General features: G+C 37.8%; 16 protein-coding genes. 2 read left to right on the forward strand and 14 right to left on the reverse strand.

The genetic code is table 11. From position 1 onward, the window contains the following. Positions 1 to 149 precede the first annotated feature (149 nt). The 3 genes from ccpA to MHI10_RS15995 all read right to left on the reverse strand — a co-directional run bounded on the left by ccpA (position 150) and on the right by MHI10_RS15995 (position 3,146). Positions 150 to 1,151, reverse strand: a complete 1,002-nt coding sequence (gene ccpA / locus MHI10_RS15985) for a catabolite control protein A (protein ID WP_340787173.1) — start codon at positions 1,149 to 1,151, stop codon at positions 150 to 152. Between the two features lie 154 nt (positions 1,152 to 1,305). Beyond that, a complete protein-coding gene (locus MHI10_RS15990; RefSeq protein ID WP_340787176.1) occupies positions 1,306 to 1,743 on the reverse strand; it encodes a MarR family winged helix-turn-helix transcriptional regulator in 438 nt (145 codons plus the stop codon). A gap of 317 nt (positions 1,744 to 2,060) precedes the next feature. Then, entirely contained in the window at positions 2,061 to 3,146 is a 1,086-nt protein-coding gene (locus tag MHI10_RS15995) for a bifunctional 3-deoxy-7-phosphoheptulonate synthase/chorismate mutase (protein ID WP_340787178.1), read from the reverse strand. A 176-nt stretch (positions 3,147 to 3,322) separates the two neighbouring features. Between MHI10_RS15995 and MHI10_RS16000 the strand changes: the two genes are divergently transcribed. After that, entirely contained in the window at positions 3,323 to 5,479 is a 2,157-nt protein-coding gene (locus MHI10_RS16000; protein WP_340787179.1) for a cell division protein FtsA, read from the forward strand. A gap of 80 nt (positions 5,480 to 5,559) precedes the next feature. On the opposite strand, the gene MHI10_RS16005 is transcribed toward MHI10_RS16000, so the two are convergent. From MHI10_RS16005 to MHI10_RS16045, 9 genes are all read right to left on the reverse strand, one after another. Further along, the gene (locus MHI10_RS16005) at positions 5,560 to 6,033 is read right to left on the reverse strand and encodes a YtxH domain-containing protein (protein ID WP_340787182.1); all 474 of its coding nucleotides are present in this window, start codon (positions 6,031 to 6,033) and stop codon (positions 5,560 to 5,562) included. Between the two features lie 33 nt (positions 6,034 to 6,066). Then, complete coding sequence (locus MHI10_RS16010; protein WP_340787183.1) at positions 6,067 to 6,576, reverse strand: DUF948 domain-containing protein; 510 nt, start codon at positions 6,574 to 6,576, stop codon at positions 6,067 to 6,069. A 317-nt stretch (positions 6,577 to 6,893) separates the two neighbouring features. Continuing rightward, positions 6,894 to 8,204, reverse strand: coding sequence for a UDP-N-acetylmuramate--L-alanine ligase (gene murC, locus MHI10_RS16015; protein ID WP_340787185.1), 1,311 nt, complete (start codon positions 8,202 to 8,204; stop codon positions 6,894 to 6,896). A 197-nt stretch (positions 8,205 to 8,401) separates the two neighbouring features. After that, positions 8,402 to 11,518: a DNA translocase FtsK gene (locus MHI10_RS16020; protein ID WP_340787187.1), complete on the reverse strand. Its 3,117-nt coding sequence runs from the start codon at positions 11,516 to 11,518 to the stop codon at positions 8,402 to 8,404. 203 nt (positions 11,519 to 11,721) lie between these two features. Further along, positions 11,722 to 12,327, reverse strand: coding sequence for a YtpR family tRNA-binding protein (gene ytpR / locus MHI10_RS16025; RefSeq protein WP_340787188.1), 606 nt, complete (start codon positions 12,325 to 12,327; stop codon positions 11,722 to 11,724). After that, positions 12,324 to 13,139 carry a DUF1444 domain-containing protein gene (locus MHI10_RS16030; protein WP_340787190.1) on the reverse strand — a complete coding sequence of 272 codons (816 nt, stop codon included), beginning with the start codon at positions 13,137 to 13,139 and terminating at the stop codon, positions 12,324 to 12,326. The genes ytpR and MHI10_RS16030 overlap by 4 nt, the downstream gene beginning before the upstream one ends. Positions 13,140 to 13,255: 116 nt before the next feature. Continuing rightward, complete coding sequence (locus MHI10_RS16035) at positions 13,256 to 13,783, reverse strand: hypothetical protein (RefSeq protein ID WP_340787192.1); 528 nt, start codon at positions 13,781 to 13,783, stop codon at positions 13,256 to 13,258. Positions 13,784 to 13,862: 79 nt separating this feature from the next. Beyond that, a complete protein-coding gene (locus MHI10_RS16040; RefSeq protein WP_340787195.1) occupies positions 13,863 to 14,384 on the reverse strand; it encodes a DUF84 family protein in 522 nt (173 codons plus the stop codon). Between the two features lie 104 nt (positions 14,385 to 14,488). Next, positions 14,489 to 15,565, reverse strand: a complete 1,077-nt coding sequence (locus MHI10_RS16045) for a M42 family metallopeptidase (RefSeq protein ID WP_340787197.1) — start codon at positions 15,563 to 15,565, stop codon at positions 14,489 to 14,491. 146 nt (positions 15,566 to 15,711) lie between these two features. Between MHI10_RS16045 and MHI10_RS16050 the strand changes: the two genes are divergently transcribed. Continuing rightward, on the forward strand, positions 15,712 to 16,026 hold the full coding sequence (locus tag MHI10_RS16050; protein ID WP_340787199.1) for a hypothetical protein: 315 nt from the start codon (positions 15,712 to 15,714) through the stop codon (positions 16,024 to 16,026). A gap of 120 nt (positions 16,027 to 16,146) precedes the next feature. On the opposite strand, the gene MHI10_RS16055 is transcribed toward MHI10_RS16050, so the two are convergent. Together MHI10_RS16055 and trmB are read right to left on the reverse strand one after the other, a co-directional pair. Then, on the reverse strand, positions 16,147 to 17,013 hold the full coding sequence (locus MHI10_RS16055) for a YtnP family quorum-quenching lactonase (protein ID WP_340787202.1): 867 nt from the start codon (positions 17,011 to 17,013) through the stop codon (positions 16,147 to 16,149). A 22-nt stretch (positions 17,014 to 17,035) separates the two neighbouring features. After that, positions 17,036 to 17,686: a tRNA (guanosine(46)-N7)-methyltransferase TrmB gene (trmB, locus tag MHI10_RS16060; protein ID WP_340787204.1), complete on the reverse strand. Its 651-nt coding sequence runs from the start codon at positions 17,684 to 17,686 to the stop codon at positions 17,036 to 17,038. Positions 17,687 to 17,691: the final 5 nt, after the last annotated feature.

A 17,691-nucleotide genomic window follows, 5' to 3' on the forward strand; every position in this document is an offset into this window, starting at 1 on the left:
GAAGTGGAAGTCTTCTGTCGGATAATGATAAAACCCTTCTCATACTAAAAACGTGATAGCACCTAAAATATTTACTAGCCTGTGATTCCAACTCCACCACAAAAAACTCCCCATTCATATGAAAATTTCGATGAATGGGGAGTTTGATATTATTTTCGAGTAGAGTCGCGCATTTCGATTCGATGTGGCAAAATAACCTTTTGCTCTTCTACATCTTCTTTATTCATATACTTCGTTAATAAACGCATCGCAACTGCTCCGATATCGTAAAGCGGTAAGACAACGCTCGTTAGCTGTGGACGAACCATGCGGGCAAGCTTCGAGTTTCCAAAGCTAATTACTTCTATGTCTTCAGGAACTTGTTTGCCGCTATCTTGCATGCCGTGGACAAGGCCAATTGCTAACTCATCATTTCCTACAAATATTGCAGTAGGTGGATTTTTTAGTTGGCTTAATGTTTCCCAGCTTTCTAAACCATCATCATAAGAATCATCCCCTGCAACGATTAATGAATCATCTAGCTCAATTCCAGCCTTTTGTAACACATCTAAATACGCTTGTAATTTTTGCTGACCATTGACCGTATGTTTTAATGGACCTGAAACAAATGCAATTCGTTCATGACCGTGCTGGATAAATAATTGAATTGCTTCATACGTTGCCGTGTAATAATCAATATTAACCGATGCTACCTTTTCCGTTAAGCTAATAGAACCTGCTAATACAATCGGCACAGAGCATGCTTCCACTGCTCGTTGAATATTTGCTGTTACTTCATCACTCATCATCACAATGCCATCTACTTGTTTACCTAGCATTGTATCTAAAAGGGATAATTCTTTTTCTTCGTTTTGATCTGAATTGGCCAAAATAATATTATAGCGATACATCGTTGCGATATCTTCAATTCCTCTTGCTAACTCCGCATTTAAATTATTGGAAATATCCGGGATGATGACGCCGACTGACGTTGTTTTTTTACTTGCCAAACCGCGTGCCACGGCGTTTGGTCGATATTCTAATCGTTCAATAACATCTAATACTTTCTTTCTTGTTGCAGGCTTTACATTTTGATTACCATTTACTACTCGAGACACCGTTGCCATTGATACATTTGCCTCACGTGCTACATCATAAATTGTGACAGTCAAAGAAATCCCCCCTTTTTTTATTTATAGCGCCATTTCACAATAGCACTATATGATAGATATACATATCATATAATACTTTCATTTCCACTTTCAATTAATACACCTAATATCTTCAATCAAAAAAAGCGCTACCATAAGATAGCACTCCTTCACGTTATTTTCCAACTTTATTTTTCGCACTGTTTAATAGCTTTTGTTGTAACGACAAATAGGTTGTAAGTTCATCTGGGGTAAATGTTTGGAATAAATCCAAGTACATCTCTTCACCAATTTTTTGTGCCACAGAAAAAGCTTCATTCCCTTTGTCTGTTATACAAAGTTGAATGATTCGGCGATCCGACGCATCATACATTCGCTCCGCCAAACCGAGCGCTACTAATTTATTGGCAATACTCGTCATGGCACCTTTTGTGTAGCCGAGAACTTCTGCTAGTTCTACTTGCTTTCTTGGTCCCTTTGTTCGTAGCTCAGCTAATACTAAAACAGGTGACACACCGATTGGATAAGGGAACCTTGCTGTGAAATGAATAATATTTTGATTATTCATTTGCTCAATCGTATGAATTAATTGAAAAATACTCTTTTTTTCCATTTGAAAACCTAACCTTTTTAATCATTATCTTAACATAATTGATCTATCGTCTACCATAATTGATTGTATGCTGCTTACATTCTGCTAATGATAACTAGCTTAACATTAAATAGTTTAAAGGTAAATGAATAAACCTATTGTATCTAGTAGGACTTCCACAGAATGTTTAATGGAATCTCTTTTTATTATATTGGATTTAGCCTTTTTTATTCTTCTCTTAAAATTTGCAGAAAACTATTTTATTATATCTAGCCAAGCCATAAAGTTATTAATAAAAAAATCTCTAAGCCCGATTGACTTAGAGATTTGAGTTTCACTTATTTAGATACTTCATATTGCTTCATGAATTTTTGAATTTCTTCATAGAAAGCATTGAACGTTGGGATATCCATTTGTTGTTGTTGGTCAGATAGTGCAATTGATGGATCTGGATGCACTTCTGCCATCACACCGTCTGCACCAATGGCAATCGCTGCTTTTGCACATGGTAATAATAAATCACGGCGACCCGTTGAGTGCGTTACGTCTACCATTACCGGTAAATGTGTCTCTTGCTTTAAAATTGGCACAGCTGAAATATCTAGTGTATTTCGTGTCGCTCTTTCGTACGTACGAATACCACGTTCGCAAAGGATAATGTTTTCATTGCCTTTTGACATAATGTATTCTGCCGCATGAATGAATTCATCAATTGTCGCAGCTAAACCACGTTTTAATAATACTGGCTTATTCGTAGCACCTGCTGCTTTTAATAATTCAAAGTTTTGCATATTACGCGCACCGATTTGAATGACATCAATGTAATCTAATGCATGATCTAAATCAGATGGCGTTACGATTTCTGTCACTACACCTAAACCGTATTCATCTGAAACTTGTTTTAAAATTTTCAAACCATCTAATCCTAAACCTTGGAAATCATATGGTGATGTACGCGGCTTGTATGCGCCACCACGAATTAATTTTAAGCCTTTTTCTTTAATAGTTGCGGCAACTGCTGCCACTTGCTCATAAGATTCCACTGCACACGGTCCGAATACAAAGGAAGGTGCCCCAGAACCAATTAAATCGCCATTTACATTAATGACAGTATCTTCTGATTTTTCTTTACGTGAAACAAGTAGCTCTTTTTTCTTTTCGGCTTCAAGTTGTTTTAAAGCTGTCTTAAAGATTTGTTTGAAAATAAAATCAACCGTCATTTGGTTTAAAGGACCATTATTATTCTCTTTAATTAAATCTAACATGTGACGTTCACGTAGAGGATCGTATCGATTAACGCCCTGCTTTTCTTTAATTTTACCAATTTCTTCAACTACTGTAGCACGTTCATTAATTAAACGTAAAATTTCTAAGTTTAAACCATCAATCTGACTACGTAAGCTTTCTAAATCTTGTTGACCCATCTCTTGTTCCCCTCTTCCTCGTATCCGGCACTTTCAGTTACTATAAAAGTATGATACATTTTAAAATAATAATCTTATTATAATCAACTAATGATAGAATGTCACGCATTTTTAATTTAGCGCTTCAACTCGCTAAAGTTAAAACGTAGGAATTGCATGGAAGGAAGCGTTTTCATATGACGAATAAATTATTTGCTTTGGACATTGGTACGCGCTCTGTAGTCGGCATTATTTTAGAACAGCACGACGACCATTACCATGTTTCAGATATTTTAGTAAAGGAACATAAAGAACGCGCAATGGTCGATGGTCAAATACATAATGTTCTCTATGTAGCCGAACTGATTCAAGCAATAAAGAAGGAATTAGAAGCTCAGCATGGTCCTTTAACAAAAGTAAGTGTAGCTGCAGCTGGTCGTGCTTTAAAAACAGAGCAAGCAAGCGTCACAATTCCGATTAAAAACCGCCCTATTTTTACTGAAGAAGATATTAACCGTTTAGAGTTACAAGCGGTTCAGCAAGCACAGCAGCAGCTTTTGCAACAAAAAGAAGATGCAAAATCCAATCATTATTACTGCGTTGGATATTCTGTGTTGTACTACCGTTTAGATGGTGAGGAAATCGGTAGCTTATTAGACCAACAAGGTGACGAGGCTACGATTGAAGTCATTGCTACTTTCTTACCGCGCGTCGTTATTGAATCTTTACTCGCAGCACTAAAACGAGCCGACTTAGAAATGGATGCACTTACGCTAGAACCGATTGCAGCAATCAATGTTCTTATCCCACCTACAATGCGTCGATTAAATGTTGCACTTGTCGATATTGGCGCTGGCACATCCGACATTGCCATTACGGATAATAGTACGGTTGTTGCCTACGGAATGGTGCCGACTGCTGGGGATGAGATTACAGAAGCGCTGAGTGACCATTATTTACTCGACTTCCCAGTTGCAGAAATGGCAAAGCGTCAAATGCATGCAGCACAAGAAATTTTAATTCAAGATATTTTAGGTTTCGATCAATATTTCCCTCATGCCGATGTTTTAAAAGCCATCTATCCTGCAATCCAAAACTTAGCTGAATCGATTGGGAAAGAAATTTTACGCCTTAATAATAATGTTGCCCCAAAAGCGGTGATGCTAGTCGGTGGAGGCAGTTTAACGCCGAATTTACCTGAGGAGCTTGGCAATATTTTAGGATTGCCCGCAAATCGAGTAGCTGTTCGAGGAATTGATGCCATTCAAAATTTAACACGCGATGAAAATATTGCGGTAACACCGGAGCTCGTGACACCGATTGGTATCGCTATTGCTGCACAAAAATCTCCTATTCACTACATGTCACTTTCTGTAAATGAACAAGTTGTTCGGCTATTTGAGCTAAAAGAAATGACTGTCGGGGATGCCTTTTTAGCCGCAAATATTCGAGCGAAACAACTTTACGGGAAACCTGGTCATGGTTTGTCTATCACAGTAAACGGTCAAAGTATCTTTGTTCCAGGTGAACATGGGAAACCTGCGCAAATTTTATTAAATGGACAACTAGCCTCGACAAAATCACTCGTTAAAAATGGCGACCAAATCGAGCTGACTGCTGGAATGGACGGAAAAGATGCAACGGTCAATGTAAAAGATATAATTGATAACGCCTCTGTGAAATCTGTCACGATTCAAAACACACCGTTTAAGATTGAACCGAAAGTATATGTAAATGGCAAGGTAGTGTACCTGGACGCGATATTAGAAGACCGTGATGTTATCGAAGTTGAAACCGTTGAGACGATTGAAGCGGCATTTAAACATACTGATAACCTACTGCCATTACATCAACTCGGTTCCTACTTTGTTCATATTGATGGCAAGCCCGTCCACTTACCAGAGTTTTCATCTCAGTTATTTGTCAATGGTAAGCCTGGTAAACTAAAGTATCCGATTCAAAATGGAGATGTTATTACATTTGAAGAGCTTCAATTACCTACTGCTGACATGATTGCAAACGAGCTTAATTTATTGCTTGAAGAAAAAGCTGTTGTTTCATTCCAAAAGGAACAAGTTGAGCTTGTAAAAACGGCACGGGAGTTTTTTGTTAACGGAAAAGTCGTAGAAAAACATGCGACAGTACCAAATGGAGCAACAATTAAAATTTTAGAAAAAGATACAAGCAGGTGGATTTATCAAGATGTATTCCGCTTTTCATCTTGGCAATTACCTACCGCCTTTAAAGGTTCGTTTACCATTTTACGCAATGGCCAACCGTCTTCATTTGATGCAGAAATTTTCGGTGGGGATCAATTGGAAATTCAGTTAATTGAGCATTCTTTAAAAATGTAAAACACGGCACTTCAATAAAATCAAAACGCACCATTTCAACTTTTGTGAAATGGTGCGTTTTTTATCTGTTGTTACCTGTACTACTCTATAGATGTATGGCGAGTTGAATTTGCGACTTCTGAAATACTTTCTGTCACCTCTGTTACAACCTTATCAACTGCATCTTTCATTGATTCTAATGGCTCTTCCCCTTCAAACGACACCGTTCCATCATCAAGAGCAGGTGGTTGTTTGGCCGTTTTTGCCTTAACTTTTTCTACTAAATTTGTTGATTGCTCTTTTAATTGGTGCGAAATTTGAGTTGTTTTTTCTTTTGCTGTTCCCGAAAACTCTACACCTTTTTCTTTCAACGTAACGGCTTGGATTGCAACGTCACTTCTTAATTCACTACCTGCTTTTGGTGCTAGAAGTAATGCGGCAGCTGCGCCTACAATACCGCCTACAAAGGCACCGAGAATGAAATCTTTCAACTGTATTGTCTCCTCTCCATAAATCGATTCGTTAATATGCGTATAATCTTGAGGTACGTTTACAGCAACTTGCTTTTCAGACATAATTCACTCTCCCCCTTATCAACAAAACTATGCTTACTTGCGTTTTAAGAAGCCAAACTTTGATTTTGTTTCCATTCCTGCGGGTGTTTCATTTGTTTTTGTACTCGTAAAAATCACTTCATCTTGATCAATCGGTTTACGTTGACGCCATTGTTCTGCAATACCCATTGCCACATTACTCCATTGAACAACTTGTGCTATTTTTTCTTCATTTTTTTGAACTTCTGTTGAAATTGAATTTGTAATGCGTTGTACAGATGTATTTAAGCCATTTACGGATTCACCAACACCTTGCACAGCATGGATAACTGAATTTAACTTCTCAGACTTATCTGAAATATCGTCAGCCAAATTATTAGTTTTTGTTAATAGCGATGTCGTTTCGCGAGTAATACCTTCCATTTGACCTTCAATCCCGGCTACTGTCCCAGCGATTGAATTTAAAGTGTTCTTCAATGAGAACATTGTCATACCAATACTTATACTTAATACTAAAAATCCGACTGCTGCGATTAAAGCAGCAATATAAAGTACTAACTCCATCTGATGACCTCCTCCATCTTGTCCCTCTATAATTATTCGACAAAAATAGTGACAATCCTTCTTTAAAGTTGTCACTACCTATTATCTACTTTTTCCATAATTCCCATTCATTTTAGAGCTAAAACAATATTATGTAAAGGAACTTAACTATTTGTAATTAACTAAAGAATCCCTTTTTCAAAAGTTACCCTAAAAAGGGGGAAGTTGATTTCCATTTCGGTCCGGACGCTTTCCGCAGGCACGGCTCCAACTAACTTGTTTTCGAAATATATTTGTAAAACAATTCGATTGAAGAAAAACAGCCTATCCGTAATGGATTAAGCTGTTCCCTCTTTCAATAGTGCTTCAAAAGCATCTTGATATTTGTGTACGTCGCCAGCACCCATGAATAGGAATACGGCATGTTTATGCTTTTGCAGGTGCGAAATCGTTTCTATTTGCAGCACTTCACTGCGTTCGATTAGATTACTTAAATCTGTAATTGTTAATTCACCTTGTTTTTCGCGAGCTGAACTAAAAATATCACATAAATAAGTCGCATCCGCACCACTTAAGCTGTCCGCAAAGTTTTGCAGGAATGCTTGAGTTCGTGTAAATGTATGCGGTTGGAAAATGGCTACGACTTCACGGTCCGGATATTTTTGACGAGCTGATTGAAGTGTCGCAGCGATTTCTGTTGGATGATGTGCATAATCATCCACTAACACATTGTCACCAATCGTCGTTTCCGTAAATCGTCGTTTTACCCCACCATACGTGTTGAGACGCTCTTGAATTAAATTCGCTGGAATCCCTTCATAATGGCACAGAGAAATAACGGCTAATGAATTTAAAATCGTATGGTCACCGAATAATGGGATGAAAAACTTACTATACAATTCATTACGGACATATACTTCAAATTCTGTACCTTTTGTTGTTTTCACAATATTGCGTGCGGCAAAATCATTTTCTTGGCCGAAGCCGTAATAAACAACAGGGACATTTGCTTGGATTTTTTGTAATTGCTCGTCATCACCACATGCAATAATCGCTTTATTTACTTGTAAAGCCAATGATTGGAATGCGTCGTATACGTCTTCGATATTTTTAAAATAATCGGGATGATCAAAATCAATATTCGTCATTACTGCATAATCTGGATGATACGCTAAGAAGTGTCGGCGGTATTCACATGCCTCCATAACAAAATAAGACGCATCTTCTGTACCCGCTCCAGTACCATCTCCAATTAAAAACGATGTTGGCATATAGCCGCCAATTACATGACTCATTAGCCCAGTTGTTGACGTTTTTCCATGTGCACCTGTAATCGCAATCGATGTACAGCGGTTGCTATACTCCCCTAAAAACTTATGATAGCGAATGATTTCCAAACCTAATTCGCGCGCGCGCACAAGCTCTGGGTGGTCATCAGAAAAAGCATTTCCCGCAATAATTGTTAAACCTGGTTCTATATTATTTTCATCAAAAGTTAAAATTTTAATACCACGGTCACGTAAAGGCTGCTCTGTAAAATAATACGTTTCTACATCTGAACCTTGCACTTCTTCACCAGAATCAAATAAAATTTGCGCAAGTGGGCTCATACCCGAACCTTTAATACCTGTAAAATGATATCGTGTCATTTTGTAAAAACCTCCTAGGATACTAAGATCCCATTGAATCATCTATATTTTATTCATTGTTGTTTCAAGGCATTCCCCTGCATTCAATAACAGAGGGTGCTTATGCTGAAACAAGTTTAATTTATTATAGCACTATTTGCTCAAAACGATAAATGAACGACAATTCTAAAAATTAATACCGCTCATTTACTAGCTCTTTAGTCTCCAAATTGGACAGCTAAATCCTCTTCAGTAATAAAAACATCTCTTGGCTTACTCCCTTTTGGTTCCGATACAAATCCTTGACTTTCTAACATGTCAATCAATCTAGCCGCGCGATTGTAGCCGATTTTATAGCGACGTTGTAATAAAGATGTAGATACCGAACCTTGTTCAAAAACAAATCGGCATATTTCTTCAAACAGCTCATCTTGTTCTTCTACAGCTTCTGAACGTTTTAACAACTCTTCTTGTTTGAAAATATATTCTGGCTCACCTTGATCACGAACATATTCAATAATTTCTTCTATTTCATCATCTGTTACAAATGTGCCTTGAATACGTGTTGGGGCAGACATTCCATTTCCTAAATATAACATATCCCCACGCCCAAGTAATCGTTCCGCGCCTTGTGCATCTAAAATGGTACGAGAATCAATTTGCGATGACACGGAGAAGGCAATACGTGTCGGGATATTCGATTTGATTAATCCAGTAATAACATCAACAGAAGGACGTTGAGTCGCAACGATCAAATGAATACCTGCAGCACGGGCCTTTTGTGTAATGCGAACAATACTATCCTCCACATCTTGTGGGGACATCATCATTAAGTCTGCTAGCTCATCAATCACAATTAATAAGTACGGTAACTTTTGTGCATACATACCGTTCTCTTCACACATTTTATTATATGCTTCAATTTTTCGTGCACCGCTATGCATAAATAACTGATAACGTCTTTCCATTTCTTCCACTGCCCATTTCAATGCAGCCGTAGCAGCTTTAACATCTGTGATTACTGGACTTACTAAGTGTGGAATATGATTAAACGGTGCTAATTCCACCATTTTTGGATCGATTAACATTAATTTCAAATCATTCGGATTCGACTTATACAATAAGCTCACTAAAATGGAGTTAATACATACCGATTTACCAGAACCTGTTGCTCCTGCGATTAATCCATGTGGCATTTTACGTAAATCAATCGTTACAGGCTTTCCAGTTAAATCTAAGCCTAGCGCTGCTTCCAAAGGTGAATCGGAATTGCAGAATGAATCCGAATCCGTTACTTCAGACAAACGCACTGCTCGCGAAATACGGTTCGGAATTTCGATACCAATCGAGCGCTTCCCTGGAATTGGCGCATCGATTCGAATATCTTTTGCTGCTAAAGCAAGTTTAATATCATCTGCAAGATTACGTACTTTACTCACCTTTGTCCCTTGCCCGACCGTAATTTCAAATTGGGTAACAGCTGGTCCTTGAACGATCGATTCAATATTTGCTTGAATTTGGAAATACGATAACGCCTCGACTAATCGCTCCCCCTGATCATCCATCCACTCCCGGTCCTCTACCATTTCCTCTGGTGGAACTAAAAAGTCTAACGGCGGCTTCACATAAGGGGATTTCTTCACTTCTACCGCTTGTTGAATCGGTTCACTTAGTTCTTGAACGTCCTCAATTTCCTGCACTGGAAGGCTAACCTGTTCATGAGTTTGATCTTCAACAAGTTCTTCCGTTATTTCTTCAACTAACGTTTCACTTTGTTCTTTAATGGGCTCTTCAATCTGTTCTTCAACGACTTCTTCTGGCATAGCTAGCTCTATTTGTTCTGGTATGAACTCACTTGCGTCTTCAATTTGCACCGTTTCTACGGTAACTAGTTCTTCCATCTGTACATTACTGTGTTCGAATTGCTCGCTATTTTCTAGCGGCAGTTCACTTTCAGGTGACAGTACAATAGCTTCTTGCAACGGAGCAGCAACAATTTCTATTTGCTCATCCATCTGTTCAATGATTGGTTCACTTGTTTCTTCACGTTCCACATACAACGGTGTTTCTGCTTTTACTTGTACATTTTCGTTGGATTTTTCGTCACTTATTTCTAGGACTTTTGTACTTTCTGTTACCTGTCCTTGTAGATTTTGCTGTCCATACAATTGGCGAGCCATCAATTTTTGCTTGTCGGATTTTAACATGACAACATTAAATGGCACTCGACTTCCTGTATTTTCACGTAATTGTGGCGGTATTTGATGCTCTTCATTCGCTACTTGTACGTCTTCCGTTTGTGAAGGTTGCTCTACATTTAACTGCCCAATATGAATCGTCGAATTTTCAATCGTTACATGCTTCACCTGAACTTCATTTAACGATTCTTCCTCTACTACCTCTTCTTGAGTCGGCAATGTACTTTGATTTTCTAATAAAACCGGCTCACTTACAATTTCTGCCGGTATATCGGTTACTTCCTCTTCTAATACAATCGGTTCTTTTTCTATCGTTGGTTCTACCGTTGTCGCTGCTACCTCTTCAATTATCGTTTGTAATTCCGTAAGCTGTTCTACTTGAATCGGTACTACTTTAGGTGCTTCCGTATTTTCCTTATGTACAATAACTTCTTCATTAGCAGGTCGTGGGGCAACCGTGTTTTCAACCTTTTCGTTTATAGCTGAACCGCTTTCATTATGTAGCAATTCACTTGAATTAGGTTGTTGTCGTTCTTCTAGTAATGTTTCAATCGGTGTCGGCTTCTGAAATCCATGTACTGGTGACGGCACATCTGTCGGCACAAATCGTTTGCGAGTGGCAAGTGGATTTACGAATTCCTTATTAATTTTTTGTTCTTCACGCTTTGGATTTTTTAGTAAAATTTCACGTTCTGGTTTTGTCACTTGTGCTCTTCGCTCAATACTATCTTGGCTACGAATAACATTGGAGTGGCCACGACCTTTTCGACGGCGCTCTAATAAATCACGGATACCAGATACTTCTACATCATAAACGGTATTAGGTGCTGGTTTTTGCAAATATTGCGGCAATTTAAATTCCCCGGTATCTTCATTATTATAAATATTATTGTGTTGCTCATACTTTGGCTGCTCATATTGTGATTGCTTTGGCTGCTCTGTCACTACAACATCCTCATCATTAATTAACGGGAAACGGAATGCAGTACGGCTCGTTTGCGGCGTATCATGAACTACTTTTGGTCCTTCATATTGCGCATTTTTATTTTCTGGAAAATGCTCATATTCAGCATCCTCAAATTCATCCTCTGTATCCTTATAAAGAAATTTATTTATTTGATTTTTTATCCAACTCAAGTTCATCACTTCTTTCTCAAAAAACATCGCCCTACAAGTTTGAATTTTGCAGTGGTCTTTACAGTGTTATTATAAAATACATCCCTCAAAATCATATCATATTTAGTGAGATAAATGGGCATTGTACACATGTTTTTCAACATAAAAAAGTCAGTATGAACATTGGATAAGCTCACACTGACTTTTTATTCAAATTATCGAGTTTACATTTCGAACGGACTGCCTACTTCTGCTGAGTCCTCTAGCACTAAAATCCCTTTAACATCTGGTGCATCAGGTATTGCTAGCTCACGAGCTGAACAAAGCATACCGAAAGAATCTTCGCCGCGTAAATTACCATCTTTAATTAATAAACCAGATGGCATAACCGCGCCAACTTTTGCAACGACAACTTTTTGACCAGCTTCAACATTTGGTGCGCCACAAACGATTTGTAATGTTTCTTCACCTACGTTTACTTGGCATACACTTAATTTATCTGCATTTGGATGTTTTTCTTTCGTTTCTACATATCCGACAACAAACTTTGGTGAAAAATCTACATCTAAAGTAAGATCTGCACCGTTTGCTTTGATTGCAGCTTGTAACTTTTCTACAAGTTCTGGTGTTACCTCAACATTACCAACAATATCTAATGCAATATATTTACTTGCATTAAATAAGTTAAATGCTTTCACTTCACCTGTTGCTTCTTCTTTTAAAATGGCTAAATCGCCAATGCGCTCCATTTGTGTTTGTACAATTTCTTCCATTGCGATTTGAACTAATAAAACATCGCCGACATATTGTTTGTTATATGCTACTTTCATAAATCTTCTTGCTCCTTTTTCACTTTGTTTTTCGCTAAAATAAAGATTGGTTCGAGATGACCGTTTTCATAAACAAACGAAAGCGACGTAATAGGTACCGCTCCAACTGTAAAGAAATGCATCGTCATCTGTGCTAATACATCATACCCTACTTCATTGCGAATATCACCAATAATTAACACGTCTTGATGTGGAACAGAGACCGTCATTTCCCCTTCAATTTGCTGCGCCATCTCCTGCAAAAAGCCTTCATTTAAAATGCGACTCGCATCGTACCCATCATTATGATTTAAAAAATAATACACATTGCCCGAAACTTCATCACGTTTGAATGAGGTCGGTAATTTCTTTACAGAAAAACGTGCAGCTTCTCGTATTTGCTCCCCCGTTACCGCCAACTTTGGAAGCATCGACTCGTCAATTAATCGATATGTCGTACCTAAATCAAGCGCATAATAAACACGGGTTTCCGCTGTGTGATCCGTCGTAATAAACGCATGTCCTTCATTTGATTTTAACGGAAATGAAGTCGAACGAATGATTGGATTTACTGCAGCAAGGCCCGAAAACCCCTCTTTTTGTTCACGTTCCATCGCCAAAAACGTTTGTTTTATCGTATAAATAATTTCATCAATTGCTTGCTCTTTTTTCGTTTCATATTTTGCTAAAATTCCAGCTAAAGAAATATCCATTCCTTTTCCTATAACTTTATGATCCAGGCGCAATTTATCGTGCTTTTCATCAAAAGTAAACGAATACGTCGCTTCCCCTAATCGCTCTTTTATTTGTGCGACTAATTGTGGAGATTCCATTTTCATCACTCCTCTACTTATATGTACCAGTAGAAAACGGTCCACCATAGTGAACCGTTCCTATATTGCTATCATTATTTTATTGTATCAAAAAAGTATAAAAAATACCTTGCTCGTTACTTGGATGAATCTATGGTGCGTACAGATTGCACAATTTCCATCATTTCCTGTAATTTTTGATCGATTTTTTTGTTTTCCGAAAGTGTTGTCAATTTTACACCGCCAATACTGACAACAAGCTCATATTGCTTTTCCTCGCGCTCGATCACAGATGAAAAGCCAAACATGTCATCTGCCTTATATATTTCTTCTTGAACAATTTTTATATTTGGATCCTCTTTTAATATCGTATAATGCAATTGACTATCCTTTGGTTCATGGAGGTTTACAAATAATATATATGAATCTTTCCCATTCACTAATGTATAATTTAACTCATCTATCCCTTTTTCAATGCCATAGCCTTTTGGGATAAATAATTCAATTTGTCCAATCATTTCATTCGGTTCTTTCGGTTTACTTTCAAAGGTCGTTTTTGTATTTTCTAAACCTGCTGATACTTGTTCCTCAACAGACTGATTACAACCAGAAACAATTAACATGACGATACTTAAGACAAAAATATGAACCCATTTGCGATTCATTTTAATTCCCTCACCTTCACTCGTTTTTTCTATAATAATTTTTCTTTTTATCTAATTGCAACTTTTGTGATCTCTTAAGTTATTTCGTTCGTTCATGAAATAAAATTTGTCCGATTAGAAGCTTCACAATTTGTTCAAACATCTCTTTACGATCAATTAAACCATTTGTGAAAATTCCAATGGCTCCTGCATGTTGTCTTATATCCTTCTCATTTGTATAGACGTCCATGACCGGACCAAGTTCCTTACCACTGCGTAATTCAATCGCAATTTTTTCAGGTAATGCAAATTGTGCGCCCGCACTTGATAAAATTGTTCCGTCTTTTAACGCAACTGCTCCCCAATTACAGCAATACATCACGCCATCAATTTCTTCTACCCCACCTTCTAAACCAAAACCAATATCTGCTTGTGTTGCTATCAGTGCATTGCGCGCGCGATTAATTGCTCCTTGTCTCGTCTCCTCATTCGAAAAGGGTTGTACCGATACTTCAGAGGCAACATCTATATACTCAAATTGAACAGCCGAAAAGTATTGTGAAACGATCGCTTCTACTGCACCAACTTTCGCCTTATTTTTTGTACCAATTGCAATTTTCATCATTTCATCTCCATTGATTTTTCTAGTTTCATATGCACTCAATAAAAAAATACAAGAATGTGAATATACCACATTCTTGTATTATATTGCATTATTCATATTTTTTATACGTTTGCTTTAATTGACTCAATTGTCGAGCGATCTGCGGACTTGATAAGCTTCACTAATAATTCTTTTGCTGCAGCGTAGTCATCTACATGAATAATAGACGCGGATGTATGAATATAACGTGAACAAATTCCAATAACTGCTGATGGAATTCCGTCGTTTTGTGTATGTACACGACCAGCATCTGTTCCACCAGGAGAAACGAAATATTGATACGGGATATTATTTGATTCCGCTGTATCTAATACAAATTCACGCATGCCGCGATGTGTTACCATTGAACGATCGAAAATACGTAATAACGGGCCGTTTCCTAATTGACCAAATTGATTTTTGTCACCAGACGTATCATTTGCTGGTGAAGCGTCAAGCGCAAAAAATAAATCTGGCTGAATCATATTCGCAGATACAGCTGCGCCACGTAATCCGACTTCTTCCATTACATTTGCCCCTGAATAAATATGACTCTTCACTTCTTCGCCATGTAATTCTTTTAATAATTCAATCGCTAAACCACAGCCATAACGGTTATCCCAAGCTTTTGCCATAATTTTTTTCGGATTGGCCATTGGTGTAAATGGACAAATTGGGATAATGGATTGACCTGCACGTACGCCCATATTATGCGCATCCTCTTTCGAATCAGCACCGATATCAATTAACATATTTTTAATTTCCATTGGCTTGGCACGCTCTGCATCAGTTAATAAATGCGGAGGAATTGAAGCAATAACTCCTGGAATTTCACGGTCTTTTGTATAAACAGTTACACGCTGTGCAAGCATCACTTGATTCCACCAGCCACCTAATGTTTGAAAGCGCAGCATTCCATTATCTGTAATCGAAGTGACCATGAATCCAACTTCATCCATATGACCCGCAACTAAAATTTTCGGTGCATTTTCATCTTGTGCTTTGCGAACGCCGAAAATCCCACCTAACTTGTCTTGAATAATCTCATCTGCGTACGGCGTTAGTTGTTCGCGCATAAACTGACGAACTGCTCGTTCATTTCCTGGAGCGCCAGGTAATTCTGTTAATGTTTTAAACATCGCAAGTGTATCTTGATTCATTATAAACACCTCGTAAAATTTTGAATTTTTCTCATTATAACATAAATTTTAGGAGTATTTCGTAAATCGAACCTTCTATTTTTTTGTACACCGAAATAACAGTATGTTAAAGTGATAGTAGTTTATTATTTGAGGGGGTTATTTGTATGAAAATGAAAGATTTTGCACTTGGTGTTGTTACGGGTTTAGCGGCCGCTGTCATCATTAAGGAAATGAGTGAACGCGTTTCACCTTACCAATCACCAAATAACATTTTAACAACGATTAAAGACGAATTTAAAAAACAAGCACCCATTGATGGCTCTTGGATTTATATGAAAACGGAGCAATTTAACAATGGCTTCACCGAAACACCTGTTTATCGCGGTGGTATTTCTCGCATGATGGACGGCGAAATGGAAAACTTCGAATTCGCAGCCGATGCTCGTTCAGGCGCTGTAGTTGAATTAAAGCAAGTTTAACGTAACGCTCAAAAAAACTGTTCGCAATTCAAAATGCCTATCTGACTTAGATCAGTAGGCATTTTTCGATACAAAAAAATGTAGAAACGCTTCACATAAACGTTTCTACATTTCTTCTTATTATTTAAATTGAATCATTGCCTCGTTTGTTCGCTTCAAGCTATCCACAATATTTTTCCCGCTCGCATCCCACTGAATCATGCGGAAATATGCATCGTGATAAAAAATAAAACGATAGCCATTTTCTAGCGCTTCTTTTAATAACTTTTCCTTTGCAAATACACTCGTCATCGGATAATCATCATAAGCAAGCACCCATAAAGGATTTTGATGTGCATGCGTCGGCATAATGTCGGCCATATGCAATAAGACCTCGCCATTTTGCTCGATGCGGATAATGGCATGTCCATCACTATGCCCACCTGTATGAATCATTTTTAAACCAGGGGCTACTTCTAGCTCCCCTTCAAATGTTTTCACTAAATGTTGCACAGGCTCCCAATTTTCTTTCCAATACGTGTTTTTCGAACGGATATTTGGATTCTGCATTTCATCCCATTCCGTTTGCGTTGTGTAGATTACCGCATTTGGAAATATCGGTACTAACGTATCGCCTATCCATTTCGTTAAACCACCTGCATGATCGAAATGTAAGTGTGTCATTAAAATCACATCAATTTGCTCTGGCTTTATGTCGAGTTGAGCCAAGCTTTGTTCGATAGTTGATTCCTCTGAAACACCGAAGTTACGCAATTGCTTTTCGGTTAACTTGCCAGCACCCACACCTGTATCAATTAAATAATTTTTGCCTTCATATTGAATTAAAATCGGTTCACAAGCTAATTCAATTTGATTCAATTCATTTACTGGATATTTGCGCGACCATAGCGCTTTAGGCACTACCCCAAACATCGCCCCGCCATCAAGTGCTGTAACACCACCATTTAACCAAGTTAATGTCATGTTATGAAATACGTAAGAATCCATCCATTTCTCCCCCTTGAAACAATTATTTATTCAATTTGAACTGACATTCTAATCGATAAATTGGCTGACCTAATGAAGAAAACTTCTCTTCATACTCTGTCATTACATTGTCCTCTGGCATTTCAGCATGTAAATCTAATGATACATAATTTAATGCCATGCCATACTCATTCATACTAACTAATGAATATTCAAAAAGACCACGGTTATCCGTTTTAAAGTGAATTTCACCATTATCAATTAAAACATTTTCATATAATTTCAGGAAGCCTTCATGCGTTAAGCGACGTTTTGCATGGCGCGCTTTTGGCCAAGGATCCGAGAAATTCAAGTACACACGATTGACATCGCCTTTTTCAAAAAACTCTTCTAATTTTTCACCATTTACTTTTAATAAGCGTAAATTGGCTGGCTTTTCGGCCTCAATTACTTTTTCTAATGCGCACACAATGACACTATCGAATAATTCGATACCAATATAGTTAATATCTGGATTTTGCAGGGCCATTCCTAGAACAAATTGCCCTTTCCCTGTTCCTACTTCGATATGAACAGGATTATCATTTCCGAATACTTCACGCCATTTTGTTTTATGTGCTTCTGGGTTTGGAATTACCACATCTGTATGTGCATCAATAAATTCTACTGCCCATGGTTTATGTCTTAATCTCACGAATA

It is taken from the genome of Solibacillus sp. FSL K6-1523, assembly GCF_038005225.1.
GTDB lineage: Bacteria > Bacillota > Bacilli > Bacillales_A > Planococcaceae > Solibacillus.

Excerpts from the sequence above, each read along its gene's own strand:
- MHI10_RS16000 (WP_340787179.1), top strand. The coding sequence starts at position 3,323 with ATGACGAATAAATTATTTGCTTTGGACATTGGTACGCGCTCTGTAGTC.
- MHI10_RS15995 (WP_340787178.1), bottom strand. The coding sequence starts at position 3,146 with ATGGGTCAACAAGATTTAGAAAGCTTACGTAGTCAGATTGATGGTTTA.
- MHI10_RS16050 (WP_340787199.1), top strand. The coding sequence starts at position 15,712 with ATGAAAATGAAAGATTTTGCACTTGGTGTTGTTACGGGTTTAGCGGCC.
- MHI10_RS16005 (WP_340787182.1), bottom strand. The coding sequence starts at position 6,033 with ATGTCTGAAAAGCAAGTTGCTGTAAACGTACCTCAAGATTATACGCAT.
- MHI10_RS16010 (WP_340787183.1), bottom strand. The coding sequence starts at position 6,576 with ATGGAGTTAGTACTTTATATTGCTGCTTTAATCGCAGCAGTCGGATTT.
- murC (WP_340787185.1), bottom strand. The coding sequence starts at position 8,204 with ATGACACGATATCATTTTACAGGTATTAAAGGTTCGGGTATGAGCCCA.
- MHI10_RS16030 (WP_340787190.1), bottom strand. The coding sequence starts at position 13,139 with ATGGAATCTCCACAATTAGTCGCACAAATAAAAGAGCGATTAGGGGAA.
- MHI10_RS16055 (WP_340787202.1), bottom strand. The coding sequence starts at position 17,013 with ATGGATTCTTACGTATTTCATAACATGACATTAACTTGGTTAAATGGT.
- MHI10_RS15990 (WP_340787176.1), bottom strand. The coding sequence starts at position 1,743 with ATGGAAAAAAAGAGTATTTTTCAATTAATTCATACGATTGAGCAAATG.
- MHI10_RS16045 (WP_340787197.1), bottom strand. The coding sequence starts at position 15,565 with ATGAATCAAGATACACTTGCGATGTTTAAAACATTAACAGAATTACCT.
- MHI10_RS16040 (WP_340787195.1), bottom strand. The coding sequence starts at position 14,384 with ATGAAAATTGCAATTGGTACAAAAAATAAGGCGAAAGTTGGTGCAGTA.
- MHI10_RS16035 (WP_340787192.1), bottom strand. The coding sequence starts at position 13,783 with ATGAATCGCAAATGGGTTCATATTTTTGTCTTAAGTATCGTCATGTTA.
- ytpR (WP_340787188.1), bottom strand. The coding sequence starts at position 12,327 with ATGAAAGTAGCATATAACAAACAATATGTCGGCGATGTTTTATTAGTT.